15 protein-coding genes and 1 tRNA gene are annotated in these 17,105 nt (G+C 44.8%); 12 read left to right on the forward strand and 4 right to left on the reverse strand.

The annotated features are described in order from the left end of the window. On the forward strand, positions 1–199 hold a 199-nt coding region (locus VNM22_03000), incomplete at its 5' end, for a hypothetical protein (GenBank protein ID HWP46108.1). Positions 200–503: 304 nt separating this feature from the next. Here the strand turns inward: VNM22_03000 and VNM22_03005 are convergent. After that, positions 504–731, reverse strand: a complete 228-nt coding sequence (locus tag VNM22_03005) for a hypothetical protein (GenBank protein ID HWP46109.1) — start codon at positions 729–731, stop codon at positions 504–506. Between the two features lie 593 nt (positions 732–1,324). On the opposite strand from VNM22_03005, the gene VNM22_03010 reads away from it, so the two are divergent. The 7 genes from VNM22_03010 to tsaE all read left to right on the forward strand — a co-directional run bounded on the left by VNM22_03010 (position 1,325) and on the right by tsaE (position 7,455). Then, positions 1,325–2,542 (forward strand): hypothetical protein, encoded by a 1,218-nt coding sequence (locus tag VNM22_03010; protein ID HWP46110.1) that lies wholly within the window; start codon positions 1,325–1,327, stop codon positions 2,540–2,542. Positions 2,543–2,683: 141 nt separating this feature from the next. Then, entirely contained in the window at positions 2,684–3,649 is a 966-nt protein-coding gene (locus VNM22_03015; GenBank protein ID HWP46111.1) for a metal ABC transporter substrate-binding protein, read from the forward strand. A gap of 284 nt (positions 3,650–3,933) precedes the next feature. Then, positions 3,934–4,920, forward strand: a complete 987-nt coding sequence (locus VNM22_03020) for a metal ABC transporter substrate-binding protein (GenBank protein HWP46112.1) — start codon at positions 3,934–3,936, stop codon at positions 4,918–4,920. Positions 4,921–4,951: 31 nt separating this feature from the next. Then, positions 4,952–5,722 carry a metal ABC transporter ATP-binding protein gene (locus tag VNM22_03025; protein ID HWP46113.1) on the forward strand — a complete coding sequence of 257 codons (771 nt, stop codon included), beginning with the start codon at positions 4,952–4,954 and terminating at the stop codon, positions 5,720–5,722. 118 nt (positions 5,723–5,840) lie between these two features. Next, complete coding sequence (locus VNM22_03030) at positions 5,841–6,761, forward strand: metal ABC transporter permease (GenBank protein HWP46114.1); 921 nt, start codon at positions 5,841–5,843, stop codon at positions 6,759–6,761. Positions 6,762–6,894: 133 nt separating this feature from the next. Next, positions 6,895–6,978 (forward strand) — tRNA-Leu (locus VNM22_03035). Between the two features lie 15 nt (positions 6,979–6,993). Beyond that, positions 6,994–7,455, forward strand: coding sequence for a tRNA (adenosine(37)-N6)-threonylcarbamoyltransferase complex ATPase subunit type 1 TsaE (tsaE, locus tag VNM22_03040; GenBank protein ID HWP46115.1), 462 nt, complete (start codon positions 6,994–6,996; stop codon positions 7,453–7,455). Between the two features lie 32 nt (positions 7,456–7,487). Here the strand turns inward: tsaE and minE are convergent, their stop codons facing one another. From minE to minC, 3 genes are all read right to left on the reverse strand, one after another. Continuing rightward, entirely contained in the window at positions 7,488–7,754 is a 267-nt protein-coding gene (gene minE, locus VNM22_03045) for a cell division topological specificity factor MinE (GenBank protein ID HWP46116.1), read from the reverse strand. 85 nt (positions 7,755–7,839) lie between these two features. After that, the gene (minD, locus tag VNM22_03050) at positions 7,840–8,640 is read right to left on the reverse strand and encodes a septum site-determining protein MinD (protein HWP46117.1); all 801 of its coding nucleotides are present in this window, start codon (positions 8,638–8,640) and stop codon (positions 7,840–7,842) included. A 33-nt stretch (positions 8,641–8,673) separates the two neighbouring features. Beyond that, on the reverse strand, positions 8,674–9,390 hold the full coding sequence (minC, locus tag VNM22_03055; GenBank protein HWP46118.1) for a septum site-determining protein MinC: 717 nt from the start codon (positions 9,388–9,390) through the stop codon (positions 8,674–8,676). A 233-nt stretch (positions 9,391–9,623) separates the two neighbouring features. Between minC and VNM22_03060 the strand changes: the two genes are divergently transcribed. The 4 genes from VNM22_03060 to VNM22_03075 all read left to right on the forward strand — a co-directional run bounded on the left by VNM22_03060 (position 9,624) and on the right by VNM22_03075 (position 16,995). Then, entirely contained in the window at positions 9,624–9,998 is a 375-nt protein-coding gene (locus VNM22_03060; protein HWP46119.1) for a BON domain-containing protein, read from the forward strand. A gap of 55 nt (positions 9,999–10,053) precedes the next feature. Continuing rightward, positions 10,054–13,896 carry an Npt1/Npt2 family nucleotide transporter gene (locus tag VNM22_03065; protein HWP46120.1) on the forward strand — a complete coding sequence of 1,281 codons (3,843 nt, stop codon included), beginning with the start codon at positions 10,054–10,056 and terminating at the stop codon, positions 13,894–13,896. Between the two features lie 141 nt (positions 13,897–14,037). Further along, positions 14,038–15,300 (forward strand): Glu/Leu/Phe/Val dehydrogenase, encoded by a 1,263-nt coding sequence (locus tag VNM22_03070; protein ID HWP46121.1) that lies wholly within the window; start codon positions 14,038–14,040, stop codon positions 15,298–15,300. A 21-nt stretch (positions 15,301–15,321) separates the two neighbouring features. Further along, a complete protein-coding gene (locus VNM22_03075; GenBank protein ID HWP46122.1) occupies positions 15,322–16,995 on the forward strand; it encodes an acyl-CoA carboxylase subunit beta in 1,674 nt (557 codons plus the stop codon). The last annotated feature ends 110 nt before the right edge of the window (positions 16,996–17,105 follow it).

Consider the following 17,105-nt stretch of genomic DNA (forward strand, 5'->3'; position numbering starts at 1 on the left):
GGTGCGGAGTGAGAAGCGGCCTGGGATCTATGTGTATTCCCCTGAGGGGAAGGAGTTAGGGTATATTCCGACGGAGATTCCGACCAATGTGGGATTTGGTCGTGGGGAAGAGAGCAAGACGTTGTACATTACGGCGGGCAAAAGTTTGTATCGGATCAAGTTAGGTAAGGAAGGCTATCATCTCCCTCCCAGTAAGTAAAGATCCTGTTCTTTTAAAAAGGCCAGAGATTTTTTCTCTGGCCTTTTCTGTTTTAGGCATTCAAAACAACCCAGAATCTTTCAGAAGTAAAATCATAATTTATCTTTCTATTCTACCCATTTTCCCCAATCATATTCTTTCACTGGGAAAGGATCGGTCAACCCATTCCAGAATTCCTGTTGGAACCAGGCCAGAGTCTATGCGACTTCTTGCCTATTTGCCCTGAGCCAGTCAAGGAGTGAACCTCAACGGATGATCCTGGTAAACCGACGCAGAGGAAAAGAATCCTTCTCTGACCATGAGATTAAAAAATCCAGTAGATAACCAAAAGGTAAGCCCCCAAAGAAAGGAAGGTTGCAAGGCTTAAAGCCGCATATCTACAAAATTTTTCTGAAACCTTCAAACGACTAAGAATCGCAATGGTCGTTTTTGTAAATAAAAAGCCCGTTATATAGGCGATAGGGGATAGCCAGGAAAAGAAGAGAAGAAGTAAAGCCCATTTCCCTCCCATGAGGAGATATTGGAAAATCATACAAGGGGTTCCTCCAAAAGGAAAAGATAGTCCTCGACTTCATAGAATCGAGGACTATCTCCACTCATCAGGAATGACGGAGGTGCCTCATGAGTGGAACTTAATCTTTAACTTAGTAATACGATTATAAAATTAGTATTACTTTTAGTGAATATATTTTAAAATAAATATCACATCTGGGTACTTGTCAATAAAATAAAGGAAAATTTTTAGAGGAGACAAAACCTATGCCTGCAGATATTCTCACCAGTGGCACCCTGAACTCTGTACTCACGGGCAAATAGGCCAGGACACTTTTGGACCTGGCTTCTATGCCGGGTAAAATGATCTTTCTTTTTTGAAATCTACCTGCTTCGATGCCTCCTAAAGGCTTAAAACATAAGAGATTTATAAAAAAAGCAAATATCCATCACTATTTTTCTTGACAAAGATTCTTATAGTAATACTAATTTGAATATTGTATCATAACTCAAATCCATAATAATGAAGTATACTGGTTTATTACCAAATGAAAAAATAATCGTAATACTACTTACACAGGGGAACCGAACCGAGGTGGAGTAAATCTATCCTTGCTATAAAGGGGAGGAGGTATGACGAGAATTAGAGTCAGAAAAATTTTTTTTGCTCTGCTTACAGGAGTATTTGTCGGTAGTCTGGGTATTACGCCTGAAGTTTTTGCCCATACAAAGGGTATCAGTTTAAGTCGATATGGTCTGGTAGATATCTCCTGGACCGGTAACATTGCCTATGTGAACTTTAGTGATTACGAGGAGGGGTTTAACCCTTTCAAGATTGGGGATCGGCATGAACGGGGATTGAATTTAACCAGTTTTGATCTATCTTTAAGTCAGGATGTCTATCAATATAATGCCAAGTGGGCTCTATTTCTGGCCTTTGAGCGAGATTCTGCTGGAATTGAAGAGGCCTTCATTCTCTTTCATAAATTACCTGCTTACCTCCAGTTTAAAATCGGAAATTTTCGAGCTAACTTTGGTAAGATCAACCAGTACCATGATCACGAATGGATTTTTGCAGACCCTCCTCTGATTACTACTTTTCTATTAGGTGTGGATGGAATTCATAACATTGGGGCTGAGCTTGACTTTCAACCCCCTACACCGATTTTTACCGAGTTTTCCATTGACATTATGCGAGGGCCCTTCGATTTTTTCACCTTCGAGCCGGATACAGATCCCATTTTCGGAGGAGGTAGTTTTGATGATTACATTATCTTGAGCCGGGCAACAACCTTTTTTGATTTGACCGAACACAGTAACCTCGAAATAGGAGCTTCTCTGGGAGGAGGTCGAAATAAAGAAGGCACCAATGATCAGACGATTATCTATGGATTTGACTGGACTTATCAGTACAAACCCCGGGCTTTTAGCCCTTATTTACGATGGACTACCGAGTTTTACTGGGCAAACCGGGAAAATCCTAGAATATTCCGATTTGATCGAACCCGACCCACAGAATGTACATCGGATCCCATCCTTTGTAGCTTCATCTTTGAGGGAAACGATACAGTGGGCGGAATGTATACCGAAATCAATTATCGGTTCTCTTACCTCTTTGACGTCAACTTCCGGTTTGATTATGTGGGCATCCCCCAGGGAGAAGAAGATCGTCAGCAACGGTTCACCGTGGGCTTACGCCATTTCTTCAATCCGGTTAGCCGAGTGAATTTCCAGTATGAATACAACGCCGAATCCGGACAAGATAAGGCTTATTCTACCTTTATCGTTCAATTCAACATTGGAGGTGGAACGGTTACACCCGGATTGGGTAAATTTTATAATCTTTTCTAGAGAGGATAGCCAGAAAATAGGAATCCTGCCCCTTAAGAGGTATTAACGGGAAACAGGTTATGTAGAATAGAACGTGAGACACTAACTATCAGGTATTTTGCATTTTACGTTCTATACCTTAAAGGTAAGGAGTTAAAGGATATGCGAGGTTTAAGAATCATTCTATTAGGAATCGTTCTTCTTCTAAGCTTGAAAAGTGCTCTTTTCGTCGAGGCAAAAGAAGGACTTCGTATTGTAAGCAGCTTTGCCCACGACGCCTCTATTATTAAAGCCATTGGAGGGGATAAAGTTATCGTAAATAGTTTGTCCCGTGGTATCCAGGATCCTCATTATATTCAACCTAAACCGACTTATGCAGCTCTTTTGAACCGGGCCGATATTCTGGCCGTCAACGGACAGTTGCTGGAGGTAGCCTGGCTCCCCACTGCCTTGAGTAGCTGCCGGAATGTAAAGATCCTGGAAGGTCATGAAGGATATCTCAAGCTCTCAGAGGGAGTGGATACCATTCCCTATGCACCTGAAGATCTTTACGACACACCCTTTTTTCATTTAAATCTGGTTGTAGGGGTAGGGGAGAATCGAATCGGTAACCATCATTATTATATCGACCCCGGTAATGGCCTTATCATCGCTCAAAATGTTTACCGAAAGTTAGCAGAGATGGACCCAGGCAATGAGCCTTATTATAAAGCAAACTATGAGGCCTTTATCTCTAAATTAAAGGAGAAGATAGCAGGATGGGATGCTGCCATGGAGCCGTATAAAGGGGTTCAGCTTGTGACCTATCATCGAACTTTTAACTATCTGGCCCGTCGGCATGGATTTACAATTTTTGCTTATATAGAGCCCAGAGAGACCGTTCCCCCCAATGCTGCCTATATGGCCTCTTTAGTTCAGCGGATGAAAAGTAATAACATCAAGCTCGTATTGGTAGAACATTATCAGAATAAAAAGCTGGCTCAAGAGGTAGCCAACCAGAGTGGAGCCACCCTAGTAACCCTTGCAACTTCGGTAGATGAGGAATTGGGAATCTCAGATTACATTCAAATGCTGGATAAAATTTACGAAGAACTGACCAAAGCCCTTAAGGTCCTGAATAAAAGTTAGACCACCCAAGAACCTCTCCTTTGTTCCATCCGGTGGTCAAGGGCCTTTCACTTGAATCCAGGTGAAAGGCCCTAATATCGATTCTGATTGAACAGATTGTATTCTATTCATTTCCTGTGAAGATGGCGTATCTTTTTTCTAACCCTCGGACTTCCCTTCCCGCATCGGGAAGGGGGAACTTAAGGATTGCTGATGTCCCAGCTCTCCCTTTCCTTTATACCATGTTTCAATGCTAACTTGAGCGTAGAACATGTCAGGTCAGGATAGAGCTAAACTTGCGTTTTATGTTTTATATCTTATCCTCTTTGTGTAAAGTCAACGTGTTTTTCATTTCGATTGTTCTTTTAGTTTTAAATCTTCTTATAGAAAGTAGCTCCCAGGCCCTGGAAAAGCTCCAGGTAGTCACTACTTTTCCGCACGATGCAGCTATTGCTGTAGAAATTGGTGGCTCCTATGTCCAGGTAGAAAGCCTGACCCGGGGGGAAGAGGATCCTCATCTTGTGACCACCCGATTCTCCCTCATTCCTCTTCTCAATCGGGCGGACCTTCTCGTCGTCAACGGGCAACTTCTGGAAGTCATGTGGTTACCGGAACTTCTACAAAAATCCAGAAACGATAAAATATTACCTGGAAAATCCGGCTATCTGGATGTTTCAAGGGGAGCGGATCTTATCTTTTATAGCCCGGATGAGGTAGGTCGTTCGCCGCTTTTCGATGCGAATTTTGTCTATGGAGCCAAGACCGGTCAAATTGCAAATCATCATTACTGGCTTAACCCGGCTAACGGGCTGGTCATTGCCAAGAATATTTCTGAAAAGTTGAGTGAACTGGATCCGGATCATGAATCTACGTATCGAACGAATTATGAAAAGTTTGCGTCCAGGCTTCGGGAAAGAATTCAGGAATGGGACAAACAGATGATCCCCTATGCCGGACTTCAAGTGGTCAGTTATCATCGTAGCTGGAATTATTTGCTGAATCGGCATGGGATTCGGATATTGGGTTATATCGAACCCCTGGAGCTTGGCCTACCTAAGCAGAGTTCTTTGAAGAAACTGGCCCGACAGATGAAGATCCAGAAGGTTCGGTTAATCCTCCTGGAAACCTATCAGGATAAAAAAGTAGCCGGTCAACTGGCCGGGGAGACCGGCGCCCATATCCTGGTTCTTCCCTCTTCGGTTGGCCCAAACCTCGGTGTCCAGGACTACTTTCAACTTTTTGAAGTTATTTATGGGAAGTTGCTCGAAGCCTTTAAAGGTTTGCAGGGGTGAGCAAATTGGATTTTTCTATAGAATAGAAGCTATGCCGGCTCAAATTGAACTGATCAATCTATCCATTGGATATGGCCATCAACCTTTACTGGAAGGAATTACCCTCTCCATTCAAAAAGGAGAGTTTTGGGGTATTGTAGGCCCTAACGGGGCCGGGAAATCCACCTTGGTAAAAACCATCCTGGGGATTTTAAAACCTCTTCAGGGTCGAATTGAGAAAATCGATACTTTAACCTTTGGATATGTCCCCCAAAGGAGTACCCTGGATGATATTTTTCCGGTGACTGCCTTAGACGTGGTCCTCATGGGTCGGTACCCGGCCCGGGGGATAGGACGAATTCGACCTGAAGACCGGCATTTGGCTCATGATTATCTTGAAAAAGTCGGAGCTTCTTCCATTGCCGGAAAACTTTTTCGCTCTCTATCCGGTGGACAAAAGCAGCGGGTCCTGATTGCCCGGGCACTGGCTTTGGAGCCCGATGTTCTGGTACTCGATGAACCCATGGATGGAATGGATATTGCCGGAGAAGCCAGCATTATGGAGTTAATATTAAAACTCCGTAAAGATCTTGACTGTACCCTGCTCATGGTAACCCATTCCCTTCATTTAATAGCAAATTACGGAGAGAAACTTATTTTGATTCGACCGGAGACCCGTAGAATTGAGTATGGTGAGGTTACCTGGTTATTAACCCAGGATAAACTCAGGGAAATCTACAACCTGGATTTGGAAGTTCATAACTGGAATGAACATCGCGTGGTCTTAATGCGAGGATCTTTAAAGAGAAACAGCGAGACTTAAATAGCAGGGTTGTGCTTACTCCCGGATTGGTCTGTTTAACCTTAGGAAGGATCTTTGGAACTTCCTCCTGGAGGGGTAAGTATCTTCCCATGCTACCAGCTCATAGAGAGGTCTCAAAGTGGAATATTTACTCCATATCCCCTTAATCAAAGATATTCTACTTGCAGAAAGTAACGGCATGACTTTCTGGGAAGCCCTACCTATTCTCCGGAACGGAATCTTAGCCTGTATGGTGGCAGCTATTCTAAGTTCTTACTTAGGAGTTTACGTTATTCTCAGGCGGATTGTTTTTGTCAGTGCGGCCCTTTCCCAGATTTCTTCACTGGGAATTGCCCTATCTTTTTTGATAAGTAACCGATTGGCCGGCCCGCAAGGATTTTCCGGGCAGGAAGGGTCTGGAAGTTTTTTCACCTTTCAGAGCGGGATGTCTTTAATTTTTGCCTGTATGGCTGCCGGCCTTATAGCTCTGCAATTACAGGAACGGCGATTGACCCGGGAGAGCGTTTTGGGAATCCTCTATACTGTACCGGCAGGGTTGGTTCTGCTCATTCTAGACCGCACAGCGAAGGACGCCCATGAGATTGAGAATGTACTTTTCGGTAATGCCGTCTTTGTCTCGACTCCCCAACTTCTTTTTCTGATCCTTATCAGCCTGGTGGTTCTATTTTTTCATGGGCTCTTTTACAAGCAATTTATCTTTACGGCTTTTGATGCCGATACGGCCCGGGCCGCCGGACTAAAAACCCATAGATTTAATCAATTGCTTTTCTTAACTCTGGCCGTAGCTATATCCATTTCCATCAGTTCCATTGGAGCTTTACCGGTATTTGCCTTTATGATCTTACCGTCAGCCTCGGCACTTCTCATCACCCATCGGCTTCTAACGACCTTTGCTGTTGCCGTGGTATTCGGATTCGGTTCGGCCCTGGTCGGATTTTACTTGTCGTTTTTATTTTCTCTTCCTACGGGTCCTACCATGCTGGTTATAGCCGCTCTCTGTTTGATGCCGGGTTTACTTTTAGTTATTCTGAGGGCCTGAGGTATACAGTGAAAACCCGGGTAGCGAAATCTGTAAAAAAACCATCGACAAGTTGGTGAGAAGTAGTATATTAATAAAGGGGTATTTCCTATCCCATGGTAAAGAAAATCGAGTTGGTTTAAGAAAAGATTAAGCCGAAGTGGTGAAATTGGCAAACACGCTACGTTCAGGGCGTAGTGGGATTACTCCCTTGGGGGTTCGAGTCCCCCCTTCGGCATTTTAACTCCCCATCTTGTATACCCGGACCCTGTTATCCCAATCTCCTGAGGAGACCCATCGGCTAGGGATTAAGCTGGGAAAAAATTTAGATGCTGGCGACGTGGTTGCTTTAACCGGAGAGTTAGGTTCCGGTAAAACCTGCTTAATTCAGGGGATTACCGTAGGATTGGATATCTTAAACCCTAGGCAGGTAACCAGTCCTACTTTTACCTTGATTAATGAATATCAAGGCCGGGTTCCGATTTATCACTTCGATTTATACCGGATTAATAAACTCGAAGAGCTCTTCGATTTAGGATTTGAGGAGTATTTTTACGGAAAAGGCGTAACACTGGTTGAGTGGGCAGAGAAAATTTTGGACTGGCTTCCACCGCAGAGATTATCCGTTTACCTAAAGATCCTTTCGGAAGGACAACGCGAAATTCAACTTTCAACCTCCCAGACAAAGTTTGAAAGGCTTTTCCAGAGTTTGTAAGGTTTTTCCAAGATTCTACGAATAGATTAAGTTTAGCGCATTTTTATGGGATTACTGGCGATAGGGACCGTTACATCTAAAACCTCCACATTATCTCCCTTTTTCAGGTTGATTTCAATATGATCCGGGTCAACCTCTACAAATTTTCTGACTACTTTGATAATTTCCTCCTTTAATTGTTCCAACAGCGGGGAATCGATGTTTCTCCTCTCGTGGTGGAGAATAATTTTTAATCTTTCGCTGGCAATATCGGCACTACGTGGTCTTGGTCTGAATAAAGTTTTAATATAATCTATCATAATTGGTTTGTGTAATCGGGTGAACAATCCAGAAATAGAACCCGCTAGATTGTAACCACCAAATCTATCTCCTTGCTGCTGAGTTCTAGTCTATTCCAACTAATCTTTTAAGCCCCTTCAACAGTCCGCCCTTTTCTCCTTCTGGAGAGAGGACATCTACTTTCTGGCCTTCCAATCGCATGGCGATATTGCGATAAGCTTTACCGGCCGGGGATCTGGGGGATAAAGCAGCCGGTTCCCCCCGGTTTGTATAGGCCACCATGTTTTCATCGTCGGGAACGATCCCCAGGAGTTCCACAGCAAGAATCTGGAGAATCGCACTGGCATCCATCATATCCCCTCTTTTAACTAAATCCGGCTTAATTCGATTAATAATCAGTTTAGGTTGGCTCTTTTCAGAGGCTTCCAAAAGTCCTATCACCCGATCCACATCTCTTACAGAGGAGACTTCTGGTGTCGTTACCACGATTGCAAAGTCGGCCCCAACTACTGCATTTCGAAACCCAGCTTCGATTCCAGCCGGGCAATCGATCAAAACATAATCAAACTCCTTTTTGAGCGTCTCAATCAGTTCAATCATCTGCTCCGGAGATACGTCGTCTTTATCCCGGGTTTGTGCTGCAGGTAATAAAAATAAAGTCTTCACATTTTTATCTCGAATCAGCGCCTGGCTCAGCTTGCAGCGTTTTTCGACCACATGAACGAGATCATAAACAATTCTATTTTCCAGTCCTAAAATCATATCTAAATTACGTAATCCGATATCTGCATCGACAACAACCACCTTCTTCCCTAACAAGGCGAGGCCAACCCCCAGGTTGGCTGTGGTTGTGGTTTTACCGACTCCGCCTTTTCCGGAAGTAACAACAATGGCTTTACTTTCCATAATTTGTATCTCCTACTTGATAAAACTATCGGGTTAAAGAATGGATTCAATAACAACCTCTCCATCTTTTACGTATGCTTTTTCAGCCCTTTGAATATCTTGAATTTCATTGTCGGGTGAGCGACCAATATATTGAGCTATTCTAAGCTGAGAGGGACTCAATTGCAAGGCAATAACTACGGCATTTTCAGCTCCTTGAGCGCCGGCATGGGCAACCCCCCGGAGACGCCCCAGTACAATGATATCCCCTCCAGCTATCAGGTAACTGCCCGGATTTACATCTCCCAAAATAACAATGTTACCGGGATACTCAATGGTTTGACCGGATCGTATCGTTCTACGCAAAAACAGTGTATCCTCTTCATGTTTTAGGATAGGATCTACCAGATGGGTAAGCGTCCTCGATTTCCTCAGAGGATTCCCACTGTTTCGTTCAATCCGGGCAATCGATCTTTGCGAGGATTTGATCTCTCCAGCTTTTTCTTCTATAGGCCCTTGCTTATTAATAAATTCCCGAATATATAAGGTATATTTTCTCTCAACGAGGTCTTTGAGTAACTTGCGTTCTTCGGAAGAAAGTATACGATCTCCAACATAAATATCCACTTCTGCCCCAGAAAAGAAATTATTTGAATCCGCCAGCTTCTTATCCAACTGATTTAAAACCACATCAAAAAGCGCTCCTGGATCAATCAAAATAGCCAATCCAGACTTCGTGCCTTTAATTTCAACAATCTTCTCAGCTTGCATAAGTTTTATGAACTCTTGGAAAACGAAAGAACCGTTAAAATACTTACCTGTCTCACCGTTGGTAAGACCAGAAGTCCTTACGGATCTCACGATTGGTAAAGATAACATGGAAAGAAAAAATGTCAAGAGATATATTAGTAAACAAGCTTTACTTTAATGGAGAGGTTTAAAGGATAACAGGAGTCAGAAGTCAGAAGTCAAAAGAGAAGGGTTTTCCAGGGGGTTGTGATTTGATGGTTTTTATTCTGATTTCTGGCTTTCTACTCTCTAAAATGGTCATGTTTTCCATCTGTAAAAAATACTGGATCTACCTGTATTTTGGAATACTTCTTGTCATGGCCGGGTGTGCGACGGCTCAAAAAACTCACCCACCCCAGCAAATACGAAGTGATGAGGAAATCACCCAGGAAGTGAAGGAAAAGCTCTATGAACGTTTTCCCCTTGGGACTCCCTGGAATTTCATCGAGGTTAAAACGGTCCATGGGGACGTTTATTTAAGTGGGACTGTAGAGGAAACTCTAACAAAAAGGGCCGCAGAAGACATAGCCCGAAATATCCAGGGAGTCAAAGATGTTATAAATGGCATTGTAGTAAGTCCGAGACCTTGAAACCCGACCGGATCCTCCGAATCCTTCCCAAGGGTAAGAGTGGATTAGTAGATATATGTCAGGCAAATTGGCCGCGTTATGGAATATTTATCCCGGTGAAGGCTGGCCTATGTTGTTATTGCTGATACATTCCTTTTTCCTGGGGATCACTCTGGTCTTTTTTTACACAGCCGCTAACGCTTTATTTCTTGCTACCTTCGATGTTAAAATTCTCCCCTATGCGTATATAACCTCGGCAGGAGTCATTACCCTAGGGGGGTTTCTCTATTCAAAGTTAGAAAAACGTCTCCCGGTTACCCGGCTTTTGCCGGGCACACTCGCCTTCTTATTCATTTCCGTTTGTGCCTTTTATTTGGGCCTTTGGGTTCCTATCCGATGGTTGATCTTTGGACTTTTGATCTGGTCCGACATGTTGGATATGCTTATGGGCCTTGAATTTTGGGGACTTGCTGGACGCCTGTTCAATGTACGACAGGGTAAACGGTTGTTCGGTTTGATCGGCTCCGGAGATACGGCTACCCGAATTCTCAGCGGCTTTTCCATCCCCTTGCTGGTTCAAGTCTTAGGTACGCCGAATCTTTTACTCATTTCGGCGGGAGGTTTGATCTTATGTCTGATTGTTCTCCTGATCATCCTCCACCGGTTCCGGGAACGCATCCTTATTCCTCAAGAAGAGCAAACAGAAACAAAGAAGGTTCAAAATCAGATCTTTCACCTTCTGAAGGATCGGTATCTTGTTTTGATTTTTCTCTTGGCCGTTTTTTCCGTGTTCGCAACTTACTTCTTAAATTATATCTTTCTGGAGCAGGTCAAAGCAGATCGTGAGCATGCCGATGAATTATCCAGGTTTTTAGGAGTTTTTTATGGGGCAACCGATATAGTCAGCCTTGGATTCCGGACCCTTTTATCCGGTCGACTGCTTAATCAGCATGGCCTTAAAGTTGGATTGACACTCCTTCCCCTCATGCTGGCAGTAGGTACCGTATTGGCAGTCCTTGCAGGTACGGTATTTGGAGCTGTTGCCCTGTTTTTCTGGTTGGTAGCCATGAATAGGTTGACTGACCGCGTCTTGAGAAAGGCGATATTTAAACCTGCTTTTCTCATTCTTTATCAACCCTTAAGGGCCAGCGAACGGTTAAGTGCTCAGGTTGCCGTAGAGGGTATGGTAGGACCTGTATCCAGTGGACTGGCAGGTATAAGCCTGCTCCTGTTCAATTTGAACGGTTCCTTCAGTCCGGTAAGGCTTGCTTATGTCATGCTCTTTATCCTGGCCGGTTGGGTTATCGTTTCTATTTTGATTCAGTCGGAATATGCCGTTGCTTTAACACGGGCTTTAACCCGGCGTACACTGGAAGGAATGTCCCTTTCCTTGGGTGATGCCTCGAGTCTTGCCGTCTTAAAGGAAAAACTCAAGAGCTCTCATCCCAATGAGATTATTTATTCGTTGAATATTCTAGAAAAAATAGAGCATGACGCCTTGGATTCCTTTCTAATGGATTTATTGGAGCATCCCGCTCCAGAAGTTCGTCGGGATGTTCTGCTCAGGATTGAGCGGAGGGTAGAAGTGGAGTTTAAACCGGTTTCTTCTGTATTAACCCTGGTTAATAAAAGGCTTAAGCTGGAAAGCTCCCCATCGGTTCAGGCGGCTGCATTAAGAGCTTTAAGTGCTCTGGGAGAAACCGAAGTAGTCGAACAGGTTGCTCCTTATCTTGAAAATCCTGACCTACAGGTAAGAATGGGGGCCATGGTTGGCTTACTACGTAATGGTGGAATAGCAGGGATTCTGTTGGCCGGCGAAAATCTAACTAACTGGGTAAATTCCCCAGATCCCCATGAACGGGAACTGGCTGCACAGGTGTTGGGAGAGGTTGGAATTCGTAGTTTTTACCATCCTCTCTTGAAGTTACTCAGAGACGAAGACCCGCAAGTCCATCGAGCTGCCTTAATAGCTGCCGGGAGGGTTCAGAATCCGAAGTTATGGCCCCTGGTACTCGAGGATCTTTCCTCTCCTATGTTTTATCATGCTGCTGCTTCGGCCCTGGTTGTTGCGGGGGAATCGGTCTTATCAGAACTGGCCTTGATGTTCAATAAGAAAAACCAGCCCCGGGAGGTCCTCATTCGAATTGCCCGAATTTGTGGACGAATCCGGGGGAATCAAGTCATAACCCTGCTCCGAGACAAAATCGATTTCCCGGATGAAGATGTCCGTTACTATATTTTAGTTTCCTTAAGTCTCTGCGGTTACCGGGCCCAGGAGGGGGAGGTCCTCAGGGTCCATCAAAAAATCCGGGAGGAAATCGAGGATGCTACCTGGACCCTGGCAGCCCTGGTAGGAATCGGAGAAGAAGCCTCGGTATTTCTTTTGAAAAAGGCTTTGACCTATGAATTAGAACAAAATCAGAAGCGAATCCTTCTATTATTATCCTTTATTTATGATTCCCCATCCATTTTACGGGCCCGGGATAATCTCCTACAGGATTCCCCCGAAAAGAGAGCTTATGCCCTTGAGATTATTGATCTTTTGATTTCTCAAGAGCTAAAACCGATGCTCTTTCCTTTGCTGGAGGGTTTAACCCCTACCCAACGTCTTAACCGCCTTCATGCTTTCTTTCCTCAACAAAGTCTGGATCGAGGTCAACAACTAGAGAGGATTATAAGCCGATCGGACCGGTGGATACATCCATGGACTAAAACCTGTGCCCTTTATGCCCTGGCCTATAATACCTCTCTTTCCAATCCCTCTATTCTCTCTGCAGTTATTTCGGCTCTCTCGGATTCTAATCCGATAGTGAGAGAAACCGCGATCTGGACTTTATCTCGACTCGATCCCTTAAAGTATCAGAGTTATACAAGAAGTTTACCCGGCAATGTCGGTCCCGAGATCATTCGTGCTATCCGGCAGGTGGAAGCCGAAAAAAGCGGAGAAAAGGTCCCGCTCTTGCTGATCGAAAGGGTGATCCTTTTGAAAACCCTGGGTATCTTCTCGGAAACTCCGGAGCAAGTTCTGATCGAAGTGGCTTCTATCCTCGAGGAAATTGAAATAAAGGTAGGGCAACCGATTTTTGAAAAAGGAGATATGGGAAGTTGTATGTATATCATTACAGACGGACAGGTACGCGTCCATGATGGAACCCAAACCCTCCGTACCTTAGGGCCCGGGGATATTTTTGGTGAGTTATCAGTGCTGGATCCTGAACCCCGCTCGGCCTCGGTGACGGCCCTTGAAAACACACGGCTTTTTCGTCTTTATCGGGATGGGCTTTATGAGCTTATGACCGATCATATTGAAGTGGTTCGTGGTATTATTCGTGTTTTGTGCCGGTGGTTACGCACGGGGAATCAGAAAATCGTTGAGCATGTCCATTCAAAAGAAATCCTGAAGAAGCATCTCAGTGAAAAAATTACCCGAACGATAAAACGAACAGTTGGGGAAAGAAAAAGAAGCGAATTTGTGCTGTTACCCCTTGAAAAAGTTATTATCTTAAAAACGGTTAGTATTTTTTCTGAGACTTCGGAAGAAATCCTGACCGAGATAGCCTCCCTCCTTGAAGAGGTGGAGTTAGGGGCAGGGGAAACCATTTTTGAAAAGGGAGATATGGGAAGTTGCATGTATATTGTTATAGATGGTCGGGTACGTATCCACGATGGGGAACAAACCCTGGCTTATGCCGGAGAGCGAGAAATTTTTGGCGAAATGGCCGTCTTAGATCCCGAACCCCGTTCGGCTTCTGCTACCACTACAGAAGTTACCCGCCTTTTCCGCCTTGATCAGGATGCCCTTTATATATTAATGGCCGATCATATTGAGGTGGTTCATGGAATTATTCGTGTTTTGTGTAAACGGATACGGGCCTCATATCAAACGCAGATTAGTCTGCAAGTTTACCCTTCTGCCTGAAAGGCTTGATGAATCCGTTGAGGGATTTCTTTATAATCGAAAATTATAAAAACTTTTCTTTTTAAGAATCATGGGATTTAGGTTTCAAGCTAAAAAGTGCAAAACATAGTACGTTTTGCATTTTAGGCTTTGGGTTTAAAAATGGTCGGAGAGAAAACAGAATGGGAAAGTCCCCTCTATCAAATGGTCGTTCGCCAGTTTAACAAGGCCGTAGAGCGGATGAAGCTGGATCCTGGGATTGTTGAACGGCTTCGATATCCCCAGCGGTCTTTAATTGTAACCTTTCCGGTTAAAATGGATAATGGTCAGGTTGAGATTTTTGAAGGTTACCGGGTTCAGCATACGTTAAGTATGCCCACCAAAGGAGGAATTCGATATCACCAGGCAGTAACCCTGGGAGAAATAACGGCCCTGGCTATGTTGATGACCTGGAAGTGTGCCTTAATCGGTTTACCTTTCAGTGGGGCCAAAGGTGGGGTGCGCTGTAATCCAGAACAATTATCCATGGCCGAGCTGGAACGACTGACCCGGCGTTATACGGCCGAGATTACCAGTATGATCGGACCGGATTCGGATATCCCGGCCCCGGATATCTCTACAAATGAGCAGGTTATGGCCTGGATGATGGATACCTACAGTCAGCAAAAGGGTCATGCCATTCCGGAAGTGGTTACAGGAAAGCCGGTCAGTATTGGTGGATCTCTGGGAAGATACGAGGCTACGGGGCGAGGTGTTGTGTATGTGATTACAGAAGCTGCGAAACTTTTAGGAATGAATCTTAATGGAGCCAGAGCGGTTATTCAGGGTTTCGGAAATGTTGGATCGATTACGGCCAAACAGCTTGCTAAAACGGGTTGTAAGGTTATTGCCGTCAGTGACATCAAGGGAGGTCTTTACAATCCCAAGGGACTAGATGTTAAAGATCTTATTAACTACGTAAAACAAAATCAATTCTTGGAAGGTTATTCCCAGGCTGAACCTATCACCCATGAAGAGCTGTTCGAACTTCCCTGTGATATCCTGGTTCCAGCCGCTCTTTCCAATCAAATTACAGAAAAAAATGCCCTCAAAATTAATTGCCGGATCCTGGCAGAAGGGGCCGACGGGCCCAGCACCCTGGAAGCCGACCAAATCTTGCGGGATAAAGGAGTTTTGATCCTTCCGGATATTCTCTGTAACGCCGGAGGCGTGATCGTCTCTTACTTTGAGTGGGTTCAGGATTTACAGAATTACTTCTGGACCCTTAAACAGATCAACAATCGGCTCCGAAGAATTCTTACCCGAGCCTTCCGAAATGTTTATGAACGATCCCATCGAGAGAAAACGAATATGCGGATGGCTGCTTTAATGATAGGAATTGGACGGGTTGTGGAAGCAAAACGCGTTCGAGGACTGTATCCGTGAGGAGTACGGAAGTGTGGGAGTATGGGAGTGTGGGAGTATGGAAGTATGGGGGTATGGAAGTATGGGAGTGTGGGAGTGTGGGAGAAATCTTATACTTCCTCACTCCCATACTTCCATACTCCCACACCCCCCTACGAGATGATTATGTCTATTGAAGAGAAACTCAGAGAATTGGCCAGAAAAAATGAAGAAGCCGAGTTAGCAGGCGGTTTAGAACGTATTGAAAGGCAACATAAAGCTGGGAAACTTACAGCAAGGGAGCGGGTTAATTTTCTACTGGACCCGGGGAGCTTTCAAGAAATGGACAAATTTGTGGTGCACCGGTCCACGGATTTTGGAGTAGGTGAAAAAAAAATCCTTGGAGATGGGGTTATTACAGGGTATGGAACGATTAAAGGGCGGTTGGTTTACATTTTTGCTCAGGATTTTACCGTCTTTGGAGGTTCTCTAAGCGAGGCTTATGCCGCAAAGATTTGCAAAATTATGGACCTGGCCTTGAAGAACGGAGCCCCGATCATCGGTCTGAACGATTCAGGGGGGGCTCGAATTCAGGAGGGAGTTGTCAGTCTGGCCGGCTATGCAGATATTTTCTTACGAAATACCCTGGCTTCAGGAGTAATTCCTCAAATTTCTGCCATCATGGGACCCTGCGCCGGAGGGGCCGTTTATTCTCCGGCCATTACCGATTTCATTGTCATGGTCAAGGGGTCCAGCTATATGTTTATCACAGGCCCCGAAGTCATTAAAGCCGTAACCCATGAAGAAGTAAGCTTTGAAAAGTTGGGAGGAGCCATAACCCACAGTACCATCAGTGGAGTTGCCCATTTTGCTGCAGAAAACGATGAAGATTGCCTCCTCCTCATCCGGGAACTCCTGGAATTTATCCCCCAAAATAACCTGGAAGATCCGCCCTATAAACCTACCGACGATCCCCCAGATCGGATCGATGAAAGCTTAAATACCCTGGTACCAGATAACCCCAATCAACCCTATGATATCAAGAATCTTATTCGTACCGTGGTCGACGACCACTACTTCTTTGAAGTTCACGAACATTATGCTAAAAATATGGTTGTAGGTTTCGGTCGATTAAACGGGTATTCGGTAGGTATTGTGGCCAATCAACCGGATTTCTTAGCGGGCACTCTGGATATCGATGCTTCCCTTAAGGGAGCCCGATTTGTCCGTTTTTGTGATGCCTTTAACATTCCCCTCGTGGTCTTCGAGGATGTTCCGGGGTTCTTACCGGGAGTCGATCAGGAATATCGGGGGATTATTAAACATGGGGCTAAACTTCTATATGCCTTTGCCGAAGCCACGGTCCCTAAGATTACCGTAATTACCCGTAAAGCCTATGGAGGAGCCTATTGCGTTATGGCTAGCAAACATATCCGGGCCGATCAAAACTTCGCCTATCCAACTGCCGAGATCGCCGTGATGGGTCCAGAAGCTGCTGTCAATATCGTCTTCCGAAAGGAACTGGCCGAGGCCAAAGATCCCGTAGCCCGAAAAGCAGAACTGGTTGCAGAATACCGAAGGAAATTCGCCAACCCCTATGTCGCCGCCGAACGGGGATATATCGATGAGGTCATCGAACCCAAGTACACCCGCCTCAAACTGATCCGGGCTCTGGAAATGCTAAAAAATAAGCGGGATACCAACCCGCCTAAAAAGCATGGAAATATACCGCTTTAAGAGCGGGGTATGGGAGCATGGGAGTATGGTAGGGTGGAAGGGTGGAAGTATAAGATTTCTCCCACACTCCCACACTTCCATACCCCCATACTCCCGCACTCCCACACCCC

The organism is Candidatus Limnocylindrales bacterium, assembly GCA_035559535.1.
Lineage (GTDB): Bacteria > Moduliflexota > Moduliflexia > Moduliflexales > JAUQPW01 > JAUQPW01.

Coding starts and splice junctions, on each gene's coding strand:
- VNM22_03005 (HWP46109.1), bottom strand. CDS start 731: ATGATTTTCCAATATCTCCTCATGGGAGGGAAATGGGCTTTACTTCTT.
- VNM22_03010 (HWP46110.1), top strand. CDS start 1,325: ATGACGAGAATTAGAGTCAGAAAAATTTTTTTTGCTCTGCTTACAGGA.
- VNM22_03015 (HWP46111.1), top strand. CDS start 2,684: ATGCGAGGTTTAAGAATCATTCTATTAGGAATCGTTCTTCTTCTAAGC.
- VNM22_03020 (HWP46112.1), top strand. CDS start 3,934: ATGTTTTATATCTTATCCTCTTTGTGTAAAGTCAACGTGTTTTTCATT.
- VNM22_03025 (HWP46113.1), top strand. CDS start 4,952: ATGCCGGCTCAAATTGAACTGATCAATCTATCCATTGGATATGGCCAT.
- minE (HWP46116.1), bottom strand. CDS start 7,754: ATGATAGATTATATTAAAACTTTATTCAGACCAAGACCACGTAGTGCC.
- minD (HWP46117.1), bottom strand. CDS start 8,640: ATGGAAAGTAAAGCCATTGTTGTTACTTCCGGAAAAGGCGGAGTCGGT.
- minC (HWP46118.1), bottom strand. CDS start 9,390: ATGCAAGCTGAGAAGATTGTTGAAATTAAAGGCACGAAGTCTGGATTG.
- VNM22_03060 (HWP46119.1), top strand. CDS start 9,624: ATGGTTTTTATTCTGATTTCTGGCTTTCTACTCTCTAAAATGGTCATG.
- VNM22_03065 (HWP46120.1), top strand. CDS start 10,054: ATGTCAGGCAAATTGGCCGCGTTATGGAATATTTATCCCGGTGAAGGC.
- VNM22_03070 (HWP46121.1), top strand. CDS start 14,038: ATGGTCGGAGAGAAAACAGAATGGGAAAGTCCCCTCTATCAAATGGTC.
- VNM22_03075 (HWP46122.1), top strand. CDS start 15,322: ATGGGAGTGTGGGAGTATGGAAGTATGGGGGTATGGAAGTATGGGAGT.